General features: G+C 58.3%; 15 protein-coding genes. 12 read left to right on the plus strand and 3 right to left on the minus strand.

The genetic code is table 11. From position 1 onward, the window contains the following. Nucleotides 1-52: 52 nt before the first annotated feature. From hscB to sseB, 6 genes are all read left to right on the plus strand, one after another. Nucleotides 53-568: a co-chaperone HscB gene (gene hscB / locus ABLV11_RS21375; RefSeq protein ID WP_004104505.1), complete on the plus strand. Its 516-nt coding sequence runs from the start codon at nucleotides 53-55 to the stop codon at nucleotides 566-568. Between the two features lie 15 nt (nucleotides 569-583). Next, entirely contained in the window at nucleotides 584-2,434 is a 1,851-nt protein-coding gene (gene hscA, locus ABLV11_RS21380; protein ID WP_004104504.1) for a Fe-S protein assembly chaperone HscA, read from the plus strand. A 1-nt stretch (nucleotide 2,435) separates the two neighbouring features. After that, nucleotides 2,436-2,771, plus strand: coding sequence for an ISC system 2Fe-2S type ferredoxin (fdx, locus tag ABLV11_RS21385; RefSeq protein WP_004104503.1), 336 nt, complete (start codon nucleotides 2,436-2,438; stop codon nucleotides 2,769-2,771). A 1-nt stretch (nucleotide 2,772) separates the two neighbouring features. Further along, entirely contained in the window at nucleotides 2,773-2,973 is a 201-nt protein-coding gene (iscX, locus tag ABLV11_RS21390; RefSeq protein WP_004104502.1) for a Fe-S cluster assembly protein IscX, read from the plus strand. 107 nt (nucleotides 2,974-3,080) lie between these two features. After that, nucleotides 3,081-4,367: an aminopeptidase PepB gene (gene pepB, locus ABLV11_RS21395; RefSeq protein ID WP_348855753.1), complete on the plus strand. Its 1,287-nt coding sequence runs from the start codon at nucleotides 3,081-3,083 to the stop codon at nucleotides 4,365-4,367. A 104-nt stretch (nucleotides 4,368-4,471) separates the two neighbouring features. Continuing rightward, a complete protein-coding gene (gene sseB, locus ABLV11_RS21400; RefSeq protein WP_023329918.1) occupies nucleotides 4,472-5,248 on the plus strand; it encodes an enhanced serine sensitivity protein SseB in 777 nt (258 codons plus the stop codon). A gap of 39 nt (nucleotides 5,249-5,287) precedes the next feature. On the opposite strand, the gene sseA is transcribed toward sseB, so the two are convergent. The 3 genes from sseA to ABLV11_RS21415 all read right to left on the minus strand — a co-directional run bounded on the left by sseA (nucleotide 5,288) and on the right by ABLV11_RS21415 (nucleotide 8,689). Beyond that, on the minus strand, nucleotides 5,288-6,133 hold the full coding sequence (gene sseA, locus ABLV11_RS21405) for a 3-mercaptopyruvate sulfurtransferase (RefSeq protein WP_126489426.1): 846 nt from the start codon (nucleotides 6,131-6,133) through the stop codon (nucleotides 5,288-5,290). Nucleotides 6,134-6,257: 124 nt separating this feature from the next. After that, a complete protein-coding gene (locus ABLV11_RS21410) occupies nucleotides 6,258-7,442 on the minus strand; it encodes a M20 family metallopeptidase (protein WP_004104498.1) in 1,185 nt (394 codons plus the stop codon). 35 nt (nucleotides 7,443-7,477) lie between these two features. Continuing rightward, nucleotides 7,478-8,689 (minus strand): hypothetical protein, encoded by a 1,212-nt coding sequence (locus ABLV11_RS21415; protein WP_023321430.1) that lies wholly within the window; start codon nucleotides 8,687-8,689, stop codon nucleotides 7,478-7,480. Between the two features lie 421 nt (nucleotides 8,690-9,110). Between ABLV11_RS21415 and ABLV11_RS21420 the strand changes: the two genes are divergently transcribed. From ABLV11_RS21420 to ispG, 6 genes are all read left to right on the plus strand, one after another. Beyond that, nucleotides 9,111-14,057 (plus strand): alpha-2-macroglobulin, encoded by a 4,947-nt coding sequence (locus ABLV11_RS21420; protein ID WP_348855756.1) that lies wholly within the window; start codon nucleotides 9,111-9,113, stop codon nucleotides 14,055-14,057. After that, nucleotides 14,058-16,382, plus strand: coding sequence for a peptidoglycan glycosyltransferase PbpC (gene pbpC, locus ABLV11_RS21425; protein WP_224329907.1), 2,325 nt, complete (start codon nucleotides 14,058-14,060; stop codon nucleotides 16,380-16,382). It begins immediately after the preceding gene. Nucleotides 16,383-16,552: 170 nt separating this feature from the next. After that, on the plus strand, nucleotides 16,553-16,984 hold the full coding sequence (gene ndk / locus ABLV11_RS21430) for a nucleoside-diphosphate kinase (RefSeq protein WP_004114414.1): 432 nt from the start codon (nucleotides 16,553-16,555) through the stop codon (nucleotides 16,982-16,984). Nucleotides 16,985-17,337: 353 nt separating this feature from the next. After that, complete coding sequence (locus tag ABLV11_RS21435; RefSeq protein WP_004104488.1) at nucleotides 17,338-18,504, plus strand: bifunctional tRNA (adenosine(37)-C2)-methyltransferase TrmG/ribosomal RNA large subunit methyltransferase RlmN; 1,167 nt, start codon at nucleotides 17,338-17,340, stop codon at nucleotides 18,502-18,504. A 274-nt stretch (nucleotides 18,505-18,778) separates the two neighbouring features. Beyond that, nucleotides 18,779-19,768 carry a cytoskeleton protein RodZ gene (gene rodZ / locus ABLV11_RS21440; RefSeq protein WP_004114411.1) on the plus strand — a complete coding sequence of 330 codons (990 nt, stop codon included), beginning with the start codon at nucleotides 18,779-18,781 and terminating at the stop codon, nucleotides 19,766-19,768. Nucleotides 19,769-19,794: 26 nt separating this feature from the next. Then, nucleotides 19,795-20,916 carry a flavodoxin-dependent (E)-4-hydroxy-3-methylbut-2-enyl-diphosphate synthase gene (gene ispG / locus ABLV11_RS21445; protein WP_004104485.1) on the plus strand — a complete coding sequence of 374 codons (1,122 nt, stop codon included), beginning with the start codon at nucleotides 19,795-19,797 and terminating at the stop codon, nucleotides 20,914-20,916. Nucleotides 20,917-20,946: the final 30 nt, after the last annotated feature.

The following is a 20,946-nucleotide window of genomic DNA, read 5'->3' on the forward strand; positions in this document are numbered from 1 at the left end:
TGCGGACATCCGTAAGTGGGGTTTGCTTTATCTCGTTAACCCTGAGGTTGTTATGGACTATTTTACCCTCTTCGGGTTACCGGCCAGCTATACCCTTTCGTTAGAACCTCTGGCTGCCCGGTACCAGGAGCTACAGCGCCAGTATCACCCGGACAAGTTCGCCAGCGGCAGCGCGGCCGAACAGCTTGCCGCGGTGCAGCAGTCCGCCACCATCAATCAGGCGTGGCAAACCCTTCGCCACCCGCTGACCCGCGCCGAATATCTCCTTTCGCTTCACGGATTCGATCTCGCCAGCGAGCAGCATACCGTGCGCGATACCGCGTTCCTGATGGAACAGCTGGAACTGCGCGAAGAGCTTGATGAGATAGGCAAGGCGAAAGATGAAGCGCGGCTGGAAAGTTTTATCAAGCGGGTCAAAGCGCAATTTGATACCCGGCATCAGCTGATGGTTGAACAACTGAATAACGAGACGTGGGAGGCGGCGGCGGATACCGTGCGCAAGCTGCGTTTTCTCGATAAACTGCGAAGCAGTGCGGAACAACTCGAAGAAAAACTGCTCGATTTTTAATTTTCGGAAGCAATTATGGCCTTATTACAAATTAGTGAGCCTGGCCTGAGCGCCGCGCCGCACCAGCGACGTCTGGCGGCGGGTATCGACCTGGGCACCACCAATTCACTGGTTGCTACCGTGCGTAGCGGCCAGGCCGAAACCCTGCCCGACCATCAGGGGCGCTATTTGCTGCCATCGGTGGTGAACTATCAGGCTTCGGGTTTGACGGTGGGCTACGACGCGCGACAAAACGCCGCTCAGGATCCGGTCAACACCATTAGCTCCGTCAAACGCATGATGGGGCGCTCTCTGGCCGATATCGAGGCCCGCTACCCGCATCTGCCTTATCACCTGCAGGCCAGCGAAAACGGCCTGCCGATGATTCAGACAACGGGCGGACTGCTCAATCCGGTTCGCGTTTCTGCCGATATTCTGAAGGCGCTGGCCGCACGCGCCACCGAGGCGCTGGCGGGCGAGCTTGACGGCGTAGTGATCACCGTGCCGGCCTACTTCGATGATGCCCAGCGTCAGGGTACCAAAGATGCCGCGCGTCTGGCGGGCCTGCACGTCCTGCGTCTTCTGAACGAACCCACCGCGGCGGCGATTGCCTACGGTCTGGACTCCGGTCAGGAAGGAACTATCGCGGTTTACGATCTCGGCGGCGGCACTTTTGATATCTCCGTGCTGCGCTTGAGTCGCGGCGTATTTGAAGTCCTGGCGACCGGCGGCGATTCCGCGCTCGGCGGTGACGATTTCGATCATCTGTTGGCCGACTATCTGCGCGAGCAGGCTGGCCTGAACGATCGCAGCGATAACCGCCTGCAGCGTGAGCTGCTCGACGCGGCCATCGCGGCAAAAATCGCCCTCAGCGATGCCGATACGGCGCGGGTGAACGTCGGTGGCTGGCAGGGTGAAGTGACCCGCAGCCAGTTTAATGAGCTGATCGCGCCGCTGGTAAAACGTACATTATTGGCCTGCCGTCGCGCGTTGAAAGATGCAGGCGTTGAGGCGCAAGAGGTTCTGGAAGTGGTGATGGTGGGCGGCTCGACCCGCGTGCCGCTGGTGCGTGAACGCGTCGGCGAGTTCTTTGGCCGTACGCCGCTGACCTCTATCGATCCGGATAAAGTCGTCGCCATCGGCGCGGCAATTCAGGCGGACATTCTGGTAGGCAATAAGCCGGACAGCGAACTGCTGCTGCTTGATGTCATCCCACTCTCCCTGGGGCTGGAAACCATGGGTGGCCTGGTGGAAAAGGTTATTCCGCGTAACACCACCATACCTGTCGCGCGCGCGCAGGAGTTCACCACCTTCAAAGATGGCCAGACGGCGATGTCTATCCATGTTATGCAGGGCGAGCGCGAGCTGGTGCAGGACTGCCGTTCCCTGGCGCGCTTTGCGCTGCGCGGCATTCCGGCATTACCGGCGGGCGGAGCGCATATTCGCGTGACCTTCCAGGTGGATGCCGACGGTCTGCTGAGCGTGACGGCGATGGAGAAATCGACCGGCGTCGAGGCCTCAATTCAGGTGAAGCCGTCCTACGGTCTGACCGATGGCGAGATCGCCAGCATGATTAAAGATTCGATGAGCTACGCCGAACAGGACGTCCAGGCGCGTATGCTGGCCGAGCAAAAAGTTGAAGCCGCACGCGTGCTGGAAAGTCTGGTCAGCGCGCTGGCCTCCGACGCCGCGCTGTTAAGCGCCGCAGAGCGTCAGGCTATCGATGACGCCGCGGAGCAAGTACGCGCCGCAGCGGCAGGCGATGATGCCGATGCAATCAAAGAAGCGATTAAAAATATCGACACACAAACCCAGGAATTTGCCGCACGTCGTATGGATCAATCGGTCCGTATCGCGCTGAAAGGCCAATCCGTGGACGAGGTTTAAAATGCCAAAAATTGTTTTTCTGCCCCACCAGGACCTGTGTCCGGATGGCGTAGTTGTGGAAGCTGAGACCGGTGAGACCATTCTTGATGCTGCTCTGCGTAGCGGCATTGAGATTGAACACGCCTGCGAAAAATCCTGTGCCTGCACCACCTGCCACTGCATCGTGCGCGAAGGCTTTGACTCGCTGGCTGAAAGTACCGAAGATGAAGACGACATGCTGGATAAGGCCTGGGGGCTTGAACCCGACAGCCGTCTCAGCTGCCAGGCGCGGGTGACTGACGAAGATTTGGTCATCGAAATTCCGCGTTACACCATCAACCACGCACGCGAGCATTAATATGGGACTGAAATGGACCGATAGTCGTGAAATCGGCGAAGCGCTGTACGACGCTTTCCCGGATCTCGACCCGAAAACCGTTCGCTTCACCGATCTGCATCAGTGGATTTGCGACCTGGAAGAGTTTGATGACGATCCAAACGCATCCAATGAAAAAATTCTTGAGGCGATTCTGCTAGTCTGGTTAGACGAAGCCGAATAATTTTCGCGTCATGATTTACCCGGTGGTTTTAAGCCGAGTGAATCAACGAGCGAAAGAACTTTACGGGCTGCCATACGGCGGCCCGTTTGCTAAGAAGGATAATGATAATGACCGAAGCTATGAAAATTACGCTTACCGCTCAGCCAGCCGATGCGCGCTGGGGAGAAAAAGCGTCTTACAGCATGAATAACGACGGCATCGCCCTGCACCTGAACGGCAAAGACGACCTGGGTTTGATTCAGCGCGCGGCGCGTAAAATTGACGGCATGGGTATTAAACATGTCGCGCTTGACGGCGAGGGCTGGGATACCGACCGCGCATGGGCGTTCTGGGCGGGTTATAAAGGCCCGAAAGGCAGTCGCAAAATTGAGTGGCCAGCTCTCGACGATGCGCAGAAAAGCGAACTGGATAACCGCCTGACCACTATTGACTGGGTGCGCGACACCATCAACGCCCCGGCGGAAGAGCTGGGGCCGGAACAGCTGGCGCAGCGTGCGGTAGACCTGCTGTGCAGCGTGGCCTGCGATAACGTCTCTTATCGCATCACTAAGGGCGAAGATCTGCGCGAGCAGAACTACCTGGGCCTCCACACCGTCGGCCGCGGATCCGAGCGCCCGCCGGTCCTGCTGGCGCTGGACTATAACCCGACTGGCGACAAAGAAGCTCCGGTATACGCCTGTCTGGTCGGCAAAGGCATTACCTTTGACTCAGGCGGATACAGCATCAAGCAGAGCGCATTTATGGACTCAATGAAGTCCGATATGGGCGGCGCGGCGACGGTAACCGGCGCGCTGGCGTTCGCCATTACTCGCGGCCTGAACAAGCGCGTGAAGCTGTATCTGTGCTGTGCCGATAACCTGATTAGCGGTAACGCCTTCAAACTGGGCGATATTATTCACTATCGCAACGGCAAAACCGTGGAAATCATGAACACCGATGCGGAAGGTCGTCTGGTGCTGGCGGACGGCTTGATCGATGCTTCGGCGCAAAAGCCGGAGCTGATCATCGATGCCGCCACGCTGACCGGCGCGGCGAAAACCGCGCTGGGCAATGACTATCACGCCCTGTTCAGCTTTGACGACAAGCTGGCGAATCGCCTGCTGGCGAGCGCGCAGGCTGAAAACGAAGCTTTCTGGCGTCTTCCGCTGGCTGAGTTCCACCGCGGCCAGCTGCCGTCCAACTTTGCTGAACTGAACAATACCGGCAGCGCGGCCTATCCGGCCGGCGCCAGCACCGCGGCGGGCTTCCTGTCCCACTTCGTGGAGAATTACCATGAAGGCTGGCTGCACATCGACTGCTCGGCGACCTACCGCAAATCTGCGGTTGAGCAGTGGTCGGCGGGCGCGACCGGCCTCGGCGTGCGCACTATTGCGAATCTGTTGACCGCGGAATAACTCTTTCCCCTCACCCTGACTCTCTCCCTGAGGATGAGACAACGTTCGGTTTTCTCCCGCTGAGGAGAGCGTCGGGGCGGAGGGATCATCGTTGTGGAACTACTATGTCCGAAACTAAAAATGAGCTAGAAATCCTGCTGGAGAAGGCGGCTATAGAACCAGGCCATCGTCCGGCTTTTTTCCGCAGTTTGCTGGAAGCCACCGTTTGGGTACCGGGAGCCGCCGCGCAGGGCGAGCAGGTCGTTGAAGACAGCGTACTGGATCTGCAGCACTGGGAAAAAGATGATGGTACATCGGTCATTCCTTTCTTCACCTCGCTGGCGGCGCTGCAGCAGGCCGTTGAGGACGAACAGTCTTTCGTGGTGATGCCGGTGCGCACGCTATTTGCCATGACCCTCGGCGAGACGCTCTATCTCAATGCCAAACTCGCCACCGGCAAAGAGTTTGCGCCGCGTGAGATCAGCCATCTGCTGGGCGAAGAGGGCAGCCCGCTCAGCACCCAGACCGTGCTGGAAGGCGGAGAGTCTCTCCTACTGTCTGAGGTTGCCGAGCCGCCCGCGCAGATGGTGGACTCGCTGACCGCGCTGTTTAAGACGCTGAAAACGGTGAAGCGTGCGTTTTTATGCTCTATCAAAGACAGCGCCGATGCGCCAGCCAACCTGCTGATTGGCATTGAAGCGGAAGGCGATATTGAGGAGGTTATTCAGGCGACCGGCAGCGTGGCGACCGATACGCTTCCCGGCGATGAGCCGATTGACATCTGTCAGGTGGTGGAGGGTGAAAAGGGAATTAGCCACTTTATGATCGCCCACATTACGCCGTTTTATGAAAAGCGCTGGGGCAGCTTCCTGCGCGACTTTAAGCAAAATCGAATTATTTAACACAACGGGGGCCCGGGCCCCCGTTGTGCTATCTACTGCCTATTGGGCCGGCTCAATCGGTAAATCCGTCCGCGCGCCCCATTCGCTCCATGAGCCGTCGTACAGGCTAACGCCGTTAACGCCGAGAGTAGTGAGCGCCAGCACGACGACCGCCGCCGTTACGCCGGAGCCGCAGCTGGCAATAATCGGCCGTTCAAAATCGACGCCCTGACGCGCAAAAATCTCGTTGAGTTCATCGGTGGTTTTAAGTTCGCCGTTAATCACCAGTTCAGTCCACGGCACGTTTAGCGCGCCGGGAATATGCCCGCAGCGCAGGCCCGGTCGCGGCTCTGCCACCTGGCCATTAAAGCGTCCTGCCGGACGCGCATCGACGATCTGCGCCGATCCTTCATGGCTGACCAGCAGCACATCGGTCAGCCGCTTGATCGCCAGCGGATCGGCGCGTCCGTCAAAATCCCCTTCCGGCAGCTCGGGAAGGCCTTGCTCCAGCGGTAGCCCATCGCGGCGCCAGCCTTCCAGCCCACCCGCAACAATCGACACCTTTTCAACGCCGAACGTGCGCAGCATCCACCAGGCGCGCGGCGCAGAGAAGAGATTACCTTCATCGTATACCACCAGGTGCTTATCGCTGCTGACGCCTAGTTCGCGCATGGCGACGGCAAACGCCTCCGCGCGCGGCATCATATGCGGTAGCGGGCTGGTGTGATCGGAGAGGGCTTCGATATCAAAAAAGACGGCGCCGGGAATATGACCGGCCTGATACTCAGCGTTAAGATCGCGCTCTTCCTGTCCCGGCGGCGCCATCCGCGCGTCGATAATCTGCATTTCCGGGTCATCAATATGCTCTGCCAGCCAGTCGGCAGCGACAAAAAACGAGGTAGACATGAGTGCCTCCGTGTCATCAACAATAGAGTGATTGTTGTTGTTTTTTGCGATATCGACAAGGCATTTTCAAGAAGAGGCGGTGGGAATGTGATGCTCCCCCGAGCTGCGTCGGGGGAGGGGGCGCTTAAAACGCGTTTTGCTGCAGATAGCGCCAGGCGTACTGCGCGTACAGTTCAGCGCCGCTTTTCATTACCTGCTCGTCAATATTAAAGCAGCCGTGATGGTGCGCGTAGTCGCTGCCTTTCTCTTTATTTCCTGAGCCAAGCAGCGCAAAGGCGCCGGGGATATTTTCCATATAAAAACTGAAATCTTCTCCGCCGGTAGTCGGCTTTTCGTTGAAAAGGACGCTATCGCCGAATGCGTCGCGGATAACCGACTGCGCCAGCAGCGCGCTGCGCTCTTCGTTGATCACCGGTAGCGTACCGTAGCAGTAGTCAACCTGAGCGGTCGCCCCATACACTGCGGCGGTATGCTCGGCATAGCGGCTAATCGCCGTCTCCAGCCGCTGGCGCGCTTCAAGACTAAAGCAGCGTACGGTACCGTCAAGAACGGCGTTTTCAGCGATGACGTTAAAGCGCGTGCCGACATCCATTTTGCCGATAGTCACTACCGCAGATTCCAGCGGGGAAGTTTCTCGCGCCACAATAGCCTGTAGATTCATCACGAAAGCGGAAGCGACGACCGCCGCATCGACGCAGGCCTCCGGCATCGAACCATGGCCGCCGCGGCCGCGGAAGGTCACTTTCAGTAAATCGGCTGAGGCAAAGGATGAACCGACGTTACAGGAGATTTTGCCGGACGGCGTGCCCGACCAGATATGCATTCCGAAAACGTTATCCACGTTATCAATCGCTCCCTGCTGTATCATCGCCTTTGCCCCTTCGGCAATCTCTTCCGCAGGCTGAAAGATGAGCCGTACGTTGCCCGTCAGCTGTTCGCGAACATCATATAATGCATGGGCGGCGGTCAGCAGCATGGCGGTATGGGCGTCGTGGCCGCAGGCGTGCATTTTCCCGGGCGTTTGTGATTTATAGTCGAGCGGATCGTTCAGCTCCCGTACCGGCAGCGCATCCATATCGGCGCGCAGAGCTACGGTTTTACCCGGCTTGCCGCCGATGATGTCGGCGATGATTCCGGTGGGATGAGTGCGGCGATAAGGGATACCGATAGCCTCCAGTTCGGCGGCGACGCGATCCGTCGTGCGCTTCTCCTCCCAGGGAAGTTCCGGATGGGCGTGCAGGTCGCGGCGAAAAGCGATCATCGCCTGTTCTTGTCTGGCGATAATCGCGGTGATATCAGGGTTAATCATCAATGGCTCCATAATTTGCTAAAAATTCAACGCGCTCAACCGAGCACCGGCGTCAGATAGCCGACCAGAATTCCGGCTAACACCACCGAAACCATGGTGACGGAGACGAATCCGCCAACCAGCATCGGGCCCAGCATATGGTGGGTGAGCATCTGGCGCTCTTTTTCATCGTGGGTGAGGGCGTTGATGGCCTCGTTGGTAATAATGTAGTCGGCGGGAAAACCGTACAGCGCGGTCAAAGAGATGGCGAATGCCATCGGACCGCTGACACCAAGCAGTTTTCCGACCAGCCAGGAGACAACAAACATACCTATCACCGCCGTGGCGATTAACACTACCATCGGGAATAGCAGACGCAGCAGCATCTCCGGCGTGGCTTTGTTCAACGTATCAAAGATAAAGAGCATCAACGCCATAATGGCGAAGCCAAAGCCGTTAGCCTTATGCAGGGTATGTTTTTCCAGGAAGCCTAACGAGGTAAATACGACGCCAAAAAACAGACACAGTACGAAGGGGCTGATATTCACGATTGGCTTTGCGAGGTCAGCGACGACCCAGGCCAGACAGCCGACCAGCGCCAGACGCAGGAATTTAAAGTAATTGCTGTTGTAGCTGACGGGGATTTTACTGAACAGGCGCGGCATTTTCTCCTCGCCGACGGCGAGCATCGCGTGCTCTTCGGCAATGTCATCAGGGCGCTGTTCGCCGCTGCGGTAGCGGGCAAGCAGCGTTTTGCCTTCTCGTTGCAGCATAATCGCGGTCAGCGGATATCCGGCGAACCCCTGCATCACGTAAATCAAAATGGCAAAAACCGACAGGTCTACCAGGCCGGCGTTACTGGCGCCCTGCGACATAATCAGCGATGACACGATACCCCCGACCAGCGGAGGAATGGTGACCAGCGCGGTGTTAAGATCGAATAGCATCATGCTCACCGCAAAGACGGCCACCGCGATCCCGGCAATACCGGCGAGAGAGATGACCACGGTCTTCCACTGCTGCGCCAGCTCTTTCAGCGACAGCAGGGTGCCCATATTAGTGATTAACAGATACATGAGCATTATGGCAACTGGCGTACCGATCCCGGCCCGGCTAATGATATCTGCCGGAAAAAATGTCCAGTAGCCGACTAAAAACAGAACGGCGCAGACAAATACCGAGGGAATCCAGGCTTTTGTGCGGGTAGAAACAACGTCGCCGATATAAAGAATTAAAATAATAATCGACAGTGCGACCATTTGAGACATAAATAACTTCCATATTATTTATCCCATATAAGGAATATGAGATGGGTTGATGTTGTGCTTTCCGGAAGACTGTGGAACGGACAGTCACTATCATCGCCAGGGTAATGATTTATATTTTAAAGGCATTGATATCCCGAACAATAAATAGAAAGTTCGCGCCTTGTCAATTTATATGGCCGCAGAGAGGGGAATTTCAGAATAAAAAGTGCCAATGGTTGAGGATATTAGAGGTTGAGATAAGAAAAATCGTAGCGCGATATATCCGCTAAATTAATTCACTCCAGCTATTCGTGGTTCGCGGGGTCGCCGCCCCGGTTATCTACCAATATTGCGGGCTGGCGGGCTATTGGTAATTCTGCCGTTAACGCATAATAATGTGTTCACTGAATGTATCTGGCCTGCGGGCCGAGGGGTTAGAAGGATGAAACCATTTCGTTTGGCGGCGCTGTCTCTGGCGCTACTTACCGCGCTATCGATAACCGGCTGCGACGACAGCGGCAAACCGCAGGCGGCCGCGCCGGCGGCATCCGCAGCGGCGGATAACGCGCCCGCGAAGCCGGACAGCGCCCAGCTGGCGGCGCTGGCTGAGAAAAGCAAAGGCAAAGCGTTAACGCTGCTGGATGCCTCTGAAGTTCAGATCGACGGCGCGGCGACGCTGGTGCTGACTTTTTCTATTCCTCTACAGCCGGATCAGGATTTCTCCCGCAGCGTGCATCTGGTCGACAAAAAAAGCGGCAAAGTTGACGGGGCGTGGGAGCTGGCGCCCAACCTTAAAGAGCTGCGTCTTCGCCATCTTGAGCCAAAACGCGAGCTGATCGTTTCGGTGGATCCCACCCTGGCGGCGCTGAATAAAGCGACTTTTGACAGCAGCTTTGAAAAAACCATTACCACCCGCGACATCGCCCCGAGCATCGGCTTTGCCAGCCGCGGCTCGCTGCTGCCGGGGAAAGTCGTGGCCGGACTGCCGGTGATGGCGCTGAATGTCGATAACATCGACGTCAATTTTTTCCGGATTAAACCTGAATCACTTTCGGCCTTCGTCAGCCAATGGGAATACCGTAATTCCTTGAGCAACTGGGAGTCGGACGAGCTGCTGAAGATGGCCGATCTGGTCTACACCGGCCGTTTTGACCTCAACCCCGCGCGCAATACGCGCGAAAAACTGCTGTTGCCGCTGGCGGATATCAAGCCACTGCAGGAGCCGGGCGTCTATATCGCGGTGATGAATCAGGCGGGCCGCTACAGCTATAGCAACGCTGCGACGCTGTTCACCCTCAGCGATATTGGCTTATCCGCGCACCGTTATCACCATCGGCTGGATGTCTTTACCCAGAGTCTGGAAAACGGCGCGGCGCAGTCCGGTATCGATGTGCAGCTGCTGAACGCCAAAGGGCAAACCCTGGCGCAGGCGAAGAGCGACGCTCAGGGGCACGTGACGTTACAAACGGATAAAGACGCGGCGCTGCTGCTGGCGCGTAAGGACGGGCAAACCACTCTGCTGGATCTTAAACTTCCGGCGCTGGATCTGGCTGAGTTTTCTATTGCCGGCGCGCCGGGCTTCAGCAAGCAGCTGTTTATGTTTGGTCCGCGCGATCTCTACCGCCCGGGCGAAACGGTGATCCTCAACGCGTTACTGCGCGATAGCGACGGCAGGCCGCTTCCCGAACAGCCGGTAAAGCTGGAAGTGGTGCAGCCGGATGGCCAGATAATCCGCTCGACGGTCAGCAAACCGATCAATGGCCTGTATCAATTTACTTATCCGCTCGATAGCGGCGCGGCGACCGGGATGTGGCACATTCGCGCCAGTACCGGCGATAACCAGCCGCGCGAGTGGGATTTTCACGTTGAAGATTTTATGCCTGAGCGCATGGCGCTGAATCTCACGCCGCAAAATGCCCCCGTTTCGCCGGCTGCGGATGTCAGCTTTGCCGTAAGCGGGGCGTATTTGTACGGCGCGCCGGCCAGCGGCAACTCGCTGCAGGGTAAACTGTTCCTGCGTCCGCTGCGCGACGCGGTACCTGCGCTGCCGGGCTTCCAGTTTGGCGACATTGCCGAGGAGAATCTTTCCCGCAGCCTGGATGAAGTGCAGACCACCCTGGATGACCAGGGACATGCGGAAGTCACCGCCGCCAGCCAGTGGCAGGAGAGCCGCTCGCCGCTGCAGGTGATCCTGCAGGCCAGCCTGCTGGAGTCCGGCGGCAGACCGGTTACGCGCACCGTCAGGCAGCCGATCTGGCCGGCCGAAACGCTGCCTGGCATCCGTCCGGAATTCGCCCTGAAAGAGGTTTATGACTATCGTACCGACAGCACGATCAAGCAGCCGGTAGTGGATGAAAACAGCAACGCCGCATTTGAAATTGTCTACACCGATGCCAAAGGCGAAAAGAAAGCGGTCTCCGGGCTGCAGGTGCGATTAATTCGCGAACGTCGCGACTACTACTGGAACTGGTCCGAGAGCGAAGGCTGGCAGTCACAGTTCGATCAAAAAGATCTTCAGGAAGGTGAGGAATCGCTCGATCTCTCTGCCGGGCAAACGGCGAAAGTCAGTTTCCCGGTCGAGTGGGGCGCCTATCGCCTGGAAGTCAAAGGGCCGGATGATGTCGTCAGCAGCGTACGCTTCTGGGCAGGGTACAGCTGGCAGGATAACAGCGAAGGCCAGGGGGCGGCGCGTCCGGACCGCGTTACCATGAAGCTGGATAAACCGGCCTATAAACCCGGCGATACGATCAAGCTGCATATTGCCGCTCCGGCTGCCGGTAAAGGCTACGCGCTGGTGGAATCAAGCGAAGGGCCGCTGTGGTGGCAGGAGATTGACGTCCCGGCGGAAGGGATGGAATTATCTATCCCGGTGGATAAAGCCTGGAATCGTCACGACCTGTACCTCAGCACCCTGGTGATTCGCCCGGGGGATAAATCCCAGTCCGCAACGCCAAAACGGGCCGTGGGGCTGCTGCACCTGCCGCTTGGCGATGATAACCGTCGCCTGAATCTGGCGCTGGAAGCACCGGATAAAATGCGTCCTGACCAGCCGTTGAAAGTGAAGATTAAGGCCAGCCTCAAAGAAGGCGAGACGCCGAAACAGGTTAACGTTCTGCTCTCTGCCGTCGATAGCGGCGTACTCAATATTACCGACTACGCCACGCCGGATCCCTGGAACGCGTTCTTTGGCCAGAAACGCTACGGCGCCGATATTTACGATATCTATGGTCAGGTCATTGAAGGACAGGGGAGGCTCGCCAGCCTGCGCTTCGGCGGCGACGGCGATGAACTGAAACGCGGCGGTAAGCCGCCGGTTAATCACGTGACGATTATCGCCCAGCAGGCGCAGCCGGTTATGCTGGATGAGAAAGGCGAAGGGACGGTGACCCTGCCAATCGGCGACTTTAACGGCGAACTGCGGATCATGGCGCAGGCGTGGACGGCTGATGATTTCGGCAGCAGCGAAGAAAAAACGATCGTGGCGGCGCCGGTGATTGCGGAGCTGAATATGCCGCGTTTCCTCGCCAGCGGAGATACCACTCGCCTGGCGCTGGATCTCAGCAACCTGACCGATAAGCCGCAGACTCTCAACGTTGCGCTGGCAGCCAGCGGTCTGCTGCAGCTTGCAGGGGGAGAAATACCGCCGGTGCATCTGGCGCCCGGCGCGCGCAGCACCCTGTTTGTGCCCGTTCGCGCCCTACAAGGCTTTGGCGATGGTGAGGTAAATGCCACCATCAGCGGCCTGAACCTGCCGGGTGAAACTTTCACGCCAATGCAGAAGCAGTGGAAGCTGGGCGTGCGTCCCGCCTTCCCGGCGCAAACCGTGAATTCCGGCGCTGTCCTCCAGCCGGGGGAAAGCTGGCAGGCTCCGGCGGCGCAAAGCGAGGGTTTCTCGCCGGCCACGTTGCAGGGGCAGCTGGTGTTTAGCGGTAAGCCGCCGCTGAACCTGGCGCGCTATATTCGCGACCTGAAGGCCTATCCTTACGGCTGCCTGGAGCAGACCACCAGCGGGCTATTCCCGTCGCTCTATACCAACGCCGCCCAGCTTAAAGCCCTGGGGATCGGCGGCGATAGCGATGAAAAACGACGCGCGGCGGTGGATATCGGCATTTCTCGCCTGCTGCAGATGCAGCGCGATGACGGCGGTTTCGCCCTGTGGGACAGAGAGGGGCCGGAAGAGTACTGGCTAACCGCCTACACGATGGACTTCCTCGTCCGGGCGGGCGAGCAGGGCTATAGCGTACCAACCAATGCCGTCAATAACGGCAACCAGCGCCTGCTGCGTTATTTACAGGAGCCGGGGCTGATCGCCGTCCGCTACAGCGATGATGCCCAGGCCAGCCGTTTTGCCGCTCAGGCCTACGCCGCGCTGGTGCTGGCACGGCAGCAGAAAGCGCCGCTCGGCGCGCTGCGTGAAATCTGGAGCCGTCACGACCAGGCGCGTTCCGGTCTGCCGCTACTGCAGCTGGGCGTGGCCCTGAAATTGATGGGCGATGCGCCGCGCGGCGACGAAGCCCTGAAGCTGGCGATGACCACGCCGCGGCAGGAGGCGAACCGCTGGCTCGGCGATTACGGCAGCGAGCTGCGCGACGATGCGCTGAAGCTGGCGCTGCTGGAGGAGAACAAACTGCTGCCGGAAGCGCAAAATACGCTGCTCAGCAATCTGGCGGAAGAAGCCTACGGCCAGCGCTGGCTCTCGACGCAGGAGAGTAATGCCCTGTTCCTGGCCGGACGTACGTTGCAGGATCTTCCCGGCAGCTGGCAGGCGCAAACCTCCGTGCAGGCCGAACCGCTCTCCGGCGAGAAAGCGCAAACCCGTAACCTGACCGGCGATCAGCTGGCGGCCTTGCAGGTGACCAATACCGGTCAGCAGCCGCTGTGGCTCCGTCTCGACAGCAGCGGCTATCCGCAGAACGCGCCGCAGCCGGGGGGCAACGTGCTGGGCATTGAACGGCAAGTTTTCGATACCCAGGGTCAGCAGAAATCGCTCTCTTCGCTGCGCAGCGGCGAACTGGTTTTGGTGAAGCTGGAGGTGACGGCTAAGCGTAACGTCCCGGACGCGCTGGTGGTGGATTTACTCCCGGCGGGGCTGGAGCTGGAAAACCAGAATCTGGCCAACAGCAGCGCCAGTCTGCAGGAGAACGGCGAGGTGGTGCAAAATCTGCTTAACCAGATGCAGCAGGCCGATATCCAGCATATTGAGTTTCGCGACGATCGCTTTGTGGCCGCGGTAGCTATCAATGAAGGCCAGCCGGTGACGCTGGTTTATCTGGCGCGCGCGGTGACGCCGGGCACCTATCAGGTACCGCAGCCGCAGGTTGAGTCGATGTACGTGCCGCAGTGGCGGGCAACTGGCGCAGCCAGCGGACCGCTAACCGTTGCGCCATAAATGCGGGTGCTGAGGCGTATCAAACGCCGCTGGCGCTGGCTGGCGGCGTTTATTTTTTTGCTGTGGCTATTGCTGCTGGCGGCAGACCGGCTGTGGCCGCTGCCGCTGCGTGAGGTTACCCCTGCCAGAGTAGTGGTGGCGGAAGACGGGACGCCGCTGTGGCGCTTTGCCGATGCGCAGGGCGTCTGGCGCTATCCGGTAACGCTGGCTGACGTTTCGCCGCGCTATTTGCAGGCGCTGATCCACTATGAAGATCGCTGGTTCTGGGAGCATCCCGGCGTTAACCCGTTGGCGATCGCTCGCGCCGCCTGGCAGGATCTCACTTCCGGGAGAGTGATCTCCGGAGGGAGCACCCTGACCATGCAGGTGGCGCGCCTGCTCGATCCTCATCCCCGCACCTTCGGCGGCAAGCTGCGTCAGCTATGGCGGGCGCTGCAGCTGGAGTGGCATCTGTCAAAAAGCGAGATCCTCACGCTCTATCTCAATCGGGCGCCGTTCGGCGGCACGCTGCAGGGGATTGGCGCGGCCAGCTGGGCTTATCTCGGTAAACCGCCCGCACAGCTAAGCTACGGCGAAGCGGCGCTGCTGGCCGTTCTGCCGCAGGCGCCAAGCAGGCTGCGCCCGGACCGCTGGCCGGAACGTGCGCAGGCGGCGCGCGATAAAGTGCTGCTGAGAATGGAAAATCAGGGCGTGTGGCCGCCGCAGCCGGTGCGAGAAGCTATCGAAGAGCCCGTCTGGCTGTTTCCGCGGCAGATGCCGCAGCTGGCGCCGCTTTTCTCCCGCCGCGCGCTGGCGAGCAGCCGGTCTGAGAAGGTAGTAACGACGCTGGATGCCGGGCTGCAGCGGCAGCTGGAGGATCTGGCGCTGAACTGGAAATCGCGCCTGCCGCCGCGCAGCTCTTTAGCGATGGTGGTGGTCGACCATACCAATATGAAGGTGCGCGGCTGGGTAGGATCGGCGGATATCAGTGATGATAGCCGCTTTGGCCACATTGATATGGTATCGGCGATCCGCTCCCCGGGTTCGGTACTGAAACCGTTTGTTTATGGCATGGCACTGGATGAGGGGCTGATCCATCCGGCTTCGCTATTACAGGATGTCCCGCGCCGGTTTAGCGACTACCGGCCGGGCAACTTTGACAGCGGTTTTCACGGGCCGGTAAGCGCCAGCGAAGCGCTGGTTCGCTCGTTGAACCTTCCGGCTGTGCAGGTGCTGGAGGCCTACGGGCCGAAGCGTTTTGCCGCCAGGCTGCGCAATGCCGGATTGCCGCTGATGCTGCCCGCCGGCGCGGAGCCGAATCTATCGCTGATCCTCGGCGGCGCCGGCGCGCGTCTGGCGGATATCGTGGCGGCGTACAGCGCGTTCGCCCGTCACGGTAAGGCGGGGCAACTGCGCATCACTCCTGATTCACCGCTGGTTGAACGACCGCTGCTGTCGCCGGGGGCCGCCTGGATTGTGCGGCGCATTCTGGCCGGCGAAGCGCAGCCGGTTCCCGATGCATCGCTGGTACAGGTGGTGCCGCTGGCGTGGAAAACCGGAACCAGCTACGGCTATCGCGATGCCTGGGCAATCGGCGTGAACGCCCGCTATCTGATAGGTATCTGGACCGGAAGACCTGACGGCACGCCGGTTGTCGGACAGTTTGGTTTCGCCAGCGCGGTGCCGCTGCTGAATCAGGTCAATAATATGCTGCTGGCGCGGCCGGCAATGAGCCGCGGCGGATTGCCGAGCGACCCGCGTCCCTCATCGGTCAGCGCCGGAACGGTTTGCTGGCCCGGCGGGCAGTATTTACCTGCGGGGGATGCGAACTGTCGCCGACGGCTGGCCACCTGGCTACTTGATGAGAGTCAGCCGCCGACCTTGCTGCTCCCTGGACAGGAAGGTATGCGTGGGATCCGCTTTCCGGTCTGGCTGAACGAAAAAGGACAGCGGGTGGCGGCAGATTGCCCCGGCGCGGTAGAGAAAAGTTTCGACGTCTGGCCGCTGCCGCTCGAACCCTGGCTACCCGCAGGCGAACGACGTCGGGTCAGGCTGCCTGCAGTTTCGGCGGCGTGTCCGCCGGTCCAAAGCGCTGATGCCGCACCGCTGGTGCTCTCGGGCATACGCGAGGGCGCAGTCGTTAAACGACTGCCCGGCGAGCAGAGGGTGATGCTGTCGCTGCAAACGACCGGAGGGGAAGGGCGGCGCTGGTGGTTTCTGAACGGCGAGCCGCTGCTGGCGGAAGGGGGCAGTGCGACGCTTGGCATCGATCGCACTGACCGTTATCAACTGGTGGTGATGGATGAGGCGGGGCAAATTGTTGCCGCGAACTTCACGGTGCAATAAACAGAACTTGCCTTAATGGGCTGGATTTGTTGTTTAAGGTCGCTTTTTTTTAAAAAAATGTTACCTAAACACATAGGCAATCGCCTTAGATGATGATTATAATTCGCGCCGTATTTATCGGTCTCATCTGCTCATCTGCAAAACAGAACAACATATATAAAGAGGTTATCATGGCTATTGAACGTACTTTTTCCATCATCAAACCAAACGCGGTGGCAAAAAACGTTATTGGCGGCATCTTTTCTCGCTTTGAAGCTGCAGGGTTCAAAATCGTTGGCACTAAAATGCTGCATCTGACCGTTGAGCAGGCTCGCGGCTTCTATGCTGAGCACGAAGGTCGCCCGTTCTTTGACGGTCTGGTTGAGTTCATGACTTCCGGTCCGATCGTTGTTTCCGTGCTGGAAGGCGAAAATGCGGTTCAGCGTCATCGTGACCTGCTGGGCGCAACCAACCCGGCGAACGCGCTGGCGGGTACGCTGCGCGCAGACTACGCTGACAGCTTCACCGAGAACGGCACCCACGGTTCCGATTCCGTTGAATCCGCTGCGCGCGAAATCGCGTTTTTCTTTGCTGAAGGCGAGGTTTGCCCGCGCACCCGCTAATCTCCCGCGTCTTTCACGCCACCGCTTTGTTGGCTTCATTCGCGCACCCCGGTCACATCGTTATCTATGCTCCCGGGGATTTGCGAACTCGCCGCCTCGCCGTGACGTAAAATACTTTGGAGATACCATCCTCGTCGCCTTTTCGACCGTCGCGGTGTTGGCTGCGCGCGTTCAACCCGGTCACGAGGAGCTGCCTGGCAGTTACAGGTTTTTTCATCATTGCTGCGTGCAGACGTAGTATTGATGGGCCAGAATTTGTAGAATACAGCGCCCCGGCTGAGCAGTCGCTCCCGGGGCGTTTCTTTTTAACCCTCCAGGGGCCATAACGTGTAATAACGAGGCCGGAATCAATTATGTCTGAACAAATAGTCACACCTGATAGCGCCGCACTGACGGTGCCGAACAAAGATGCCAAAATCAACCTGCTGGATCTGAATCGTCAGCAGATGCGCGAGTTTTTCAAAAACATGGGCGAAAAGCCTTTCCGCGCCGATCAGGTGATGAAATGGATGTATCACTACTGCTGCGATAACTTTGACGAGATGACCGACATCAACAAAGTTCTGCGCGGCAAATTAAAGGAAGTCGCGGAAATCCGCGCCCCGGAAGTCGTGGAAGAACAGCGCTCCAGCGACGGCACCATCAAATGGGCGATTGCCGTTGGCGATCAGCGCGTCGAAACCGTGTATATCCCGGAAGACGATCGCGCCACCCTATGCGTTTCTTCTCAGGTGGGCTGTGCGCTGGAGTGTAAATTCTGCTCCACGGCGCAGCAGGGCTTTAACCGCAATCTGCGGGTTTCGGAAATTATCGGCCAGGTCTGGCGCGCGGCGAAAATCGTCGGTGCGGTGAAGACCACCGGCGTGCGTCCGATTACCAACGTGGTAATGATGGGCATGGGCGAGCCGCTGCTGAACCTGACCAACGTGGTTCCGGCTATGGAAATCATGCTCGACGACTTCGGCTTTGGGCTCTCAAAACGTCGCGTCACGCTCTCCACTTCCGGCGTGGTGCCTGCGCTTGATAAGCTTGGCGATATGATTGACGTCGCGCTGGCTATCTCTCTGCACGCGCCGAACGATACCATTCGTGACGAAATCGTGCCGATCAACAAGAAATATAATATCGAGACCTTCCTGAACTCGGTACGTGGTTATATTTCGAAGTCCAATGCCAACCAGGGCCGCGTGACGATCGAATACGTCATGCTGGATCACGTCAACGACGGTACCGAGCATGCCCACGAGCTGGCGGCGCTGTTAAAAGATACGCCGTGCAAGATCAACCTCATCCCGTGGAACCCCTTCCCGGGAGCGCCGTATGGCCGCAGCTCTAACAGTCGCATCGACCGTTTCTCCAAGGTATTGATGGAGTATGGTTTCACCACTATCGTGCGTAAAACTCGCGGTGACGATATCGACGCAGCCTGCGGCCAGCTGGCCGGCGACGTTATCGACCGAACCAAACGTACGCTGCGTAAACGTATGCAGGGCGAAGCGATCGACGTGAAGGCAGTTTGATAAATGATGCAGCGCACAGCCTGGGCGGTGCGCTGCATATTTATGTTGTATAGCCGGGCGAAATACGCTGTTCTGGTTAATAATTACGGTGCGTTTTTGTCGACTTTGAGGCAGTATGTAGCGGTACAACAACCGCTTAGCATTCAATATTGATAAGTCTCTGTGATAGTACGTCATACGGACTTATACTGTTTGTCTGACGTTGAGCAGATGTCTCGCGGCGCGGGGTCACCGGCGCTGAATTTTAAATTTCACGTACCAGTAGTTGTAGCGAATGAATACTGAAGCCACTCAAGACCATCAAGAAGCAAACACTACGGGCGCGCGTTTGCGTAACGCCCGTGAACAACTCGGGCTCAGCCAGCAAGCGGTGGCTGAGCGCTTATGCCTGAAGGTTTCCACGGTTCGTGATATTGAAGACGATAAGGCACCCGCCGATCTGGCTTCAACCTTCCTGCGCGGCTATATCCGCTCTTATGCCCGCCTCGTGCACATCCCTGAAGAAGAACTGCTGCCGATGATGGCGAAGCAGGCTCCCATTCGTGCGGCAAAAGTGGCGCCAATGCAGAGCTTCTCGCTGGGTAAACGTCGCAAAAAACGCGACGGCTGGCTAATGAGTTTTACCTGGCTGGTGCTGTTCGTGGTGATTGGCCTCAGCGGCGCGTGGTGGTGGCAGGACCACAAAGCGCAGCAGGACGAGATCTCCACCATGGCCGATCAGTCCTCCGCCGAGCTGAACGCTGGCGATAACAACAGCCAAAGCATTCCTCTGGACAATGGTTCGGCGAATTCTTCCGCCGATACCGCTGCTAACAGCGCGCCGGCAGAGACCTCTTCTGCGCCAGCAACCTCGGCTCCGGCTGCGACTGCGGCCCCGGTCGATAACAACGCTGTTGTTGCGCCTTCTCAGGCGAACGTTGACACGGCGGCTACCCCAGCGCCCGCCAGTCCAACTTCGCCGCTACCGACCGACCAGGCAAACGTGACCGCTGCGCCGGCCTCGGCTCAGGATCTGGTGCTGAATTTCACCGCCGACTGCTGGCTTGAAGTGAGCGATGCGACGGGTAAAAAGCTGTTCAGCGGGTTGCAGCGTAAAGGCGGTAATCTCAATCTGAGCGGCCAGGCACCTTATAAACTGAAAATCGGTGCACCGGCGGCGGTACAGATACAGTATCTGGGTAAACCAGTCGATTTGAGTCGTTTTATCAGAACTAACCAGGTTGCACGTCTGACCCTTAATGCCGAACAATCACCGGCGCAGTAACAGACGGGTAACGCGGGAGATTTTTCATGCATAACCAGGCTCCGATTCAACGTAGAAAATCAAAGCGAATTTACGTTGGGAATGTGCCGATTGGCGATGGCGCCCCCATCGCCGTACAGTCGATGACAAACACGCGCACCACCGATGTGGCGGCGACGGTAAATCAAATTAAAGCCCTTGAGCGCGTTGGCGCGGATATCGTTCGTGTTTCGGTGCCAACGATGGACGCGGCAGAAGCCTTTAAGCTTATCAAACAGCAGGTGAGCGTACCGCTGGTTGCCGATATCCACTTCGATTACCGCATTGCGCTGAAGGTAGCGGAATACGGCGTTGATTGTCTGCGTATTAACCCGGGCAATATCGGTAACGAAGAGCGTATCCGCATGGTGGTGGACTGCGCTCGCGATAAAAATATTCCCATCCGTATCGGGGTAAACGCCGGTTCTCTGGAAAAAGATCTCCAGGAGAAATACGGTGAACCGACTCCGCAGGCGCTGCTGGAATCGGCAATGCGCCATGTCGATCATCTCGATCGTCTCAATTTCGATCAGTTTAAAGTCAGCGTAAAAGCTTCCGATGTGTTCCTCGCGGTCGAATCCTATCGTCTGCTGGCGAAACAGATCGACCAGCCTCTGCATCTCGGGATTACCGAAGCGGGCGGCGCGCGCAGCGGCGCGGTGAAGTCCGCGATCGGCCTCGGACTGCTGCTGTCTGAAGGGATCGGCGATACCTTGCGCGTTTCTCTGGCGGCGGATCCGGTTGAAGAGATCAAAGTTGGCTTCGATATTCTCAAGTCGCTGCGCATTCGCTCTCGCGGGATCAACTTCATTGCCTGCCCGACATGTTCACGTCAGGAGTTTGACGTTATCGGTACCGTTAACGCCCTGGAGCAGCGCCTGGAAGACATCATTACGCCAATGGACATTTCGATCATTGGCTGCGTGGTGAATGGCCCAGGTGAGGCGCTGGTGTCGACGCTCGGCGTGACCGGCGGCAACAAGAAAAGCGGCCTGTACGAAGACGGCGTCCGTAAAGACCGACTGGATAACGACGATATGATCGATCAGCTGGAAGCGCGTATTCGCGCTAAAGCATCGATGCTGGATGAGGCGCGTCGCATCGATATTCAGCAGGTTGAAGCGAAATAACGTGTTGGGAAGCGATACGCTTCCCGTGTA

It is taken from the genome of Klebsiella sp. GW_Kp181 (genome assembly GCF_040062315.1).
GTDB lineage: Bacteria > Pseudomonadota > Gammaproteobacteria > Enterobacterales > Enterobacteriaceae > Klebsiella > Klebsiella oxytoca.

Bases quoted from the DNA above. Each gene is read 5' to 3' on its own strand.
- hscB (WP_004104505.1), top strand. From the start codon at position 53: ATGGACTATTTTACCCTCTTCGGGTTACCGGCCAGCTATACCCTTTCG.
- hscA (WP_004104504.1), top strand. From the start codon at position 584: ATGGCCTTATTACAAATTAGTGAGCCTGGCCTGAGCGCCGCGCCGCAC.
- fdx (WP_004104503.1), top strand. From the start codon at position 2,436: ATGCCAAAAATTGTTTTTCTGCCCCACCAGGACCTGTGTCCGGATGGC.
- iscX (WP_004104502.1), top strand. From the start codon at position 2,773: ATGGGACTGAAATGGACCGATAGTCGTGAAATCGGCGAAGCGCTGTAC.
- pepB (WP_348855753.1), top strand. From the start codon at position 3,081: ATGACCGAAGCTATGAAAATTACGCTTACCGCTCAGCCAGCCGATGCG.
- sseB (WP_023329918.1), top strand. From the start codon at position 4,472: ATGTCCGAAACTAAAAATGAGCTAGAAATCCTGCTGGAGAAGGCGGCT.
- sseA (WP_126489426.1), bottom strand. From the start codon at position 6,133: ATGTCTACCTCGTTTTTTGTCGCTGCCGACTGGCTGGCAGAGCATATT.
- ABLV11_RS21410 (WP_004104498.1), bottom strand. From the start codon at position 7,442: ATGATTAACCCTGATATCACCGCGATTATCGCCAGACAAGAACAGGCG.
- ABLV11_RS21415 (WP_023321430.1), bottom strand. From the start codon at position 8,689: ATGTCTCAAATGGTCGCACTGTCGATTATTATTTTAATTCTTTATATC.
- ABLV11_RS21420 (WP_348855756.1), top strand. From the start codon at position 9,111: ATGAAACCATTTCGTTTGGCGGCGCTGTCTCTGGCGCTACTTACCGCG.
- pbpC (WP_224329907.1), top strand. From the start codon at position 14,058: ATGCGGGTGCTGAGGCGTATCAAACGCCGCTGGCGCTGGCTGGCGGCG.
- ndk (WP_004114414.1), top strand. From the start codon at position 16,553: ATGGCTATTGAACGTACTTTTTCCATCATCAAACCAAACGCGGTGGCA.
- ABLV11_RS21435 (WP_004104488.1), top strand. From the start codon at position 17,338: ATGTCTGAACAAATAGTCACACCTGATAGCGCCGCACTGACGGTGCCG.
- rodZ (WP_004114411.1), top strand. From the start codon at position 18,779: ATGAATACTGAAGCCACTCAAGACCATCAAGAAGCAAACACTACGGGC.
- ispG (WP_004104485.1), top strand. From the start codon at position 19,795: ATGCATAACCAGGCTCCGATTCAACGTAGAAAATCAAAGCGAATTTAC.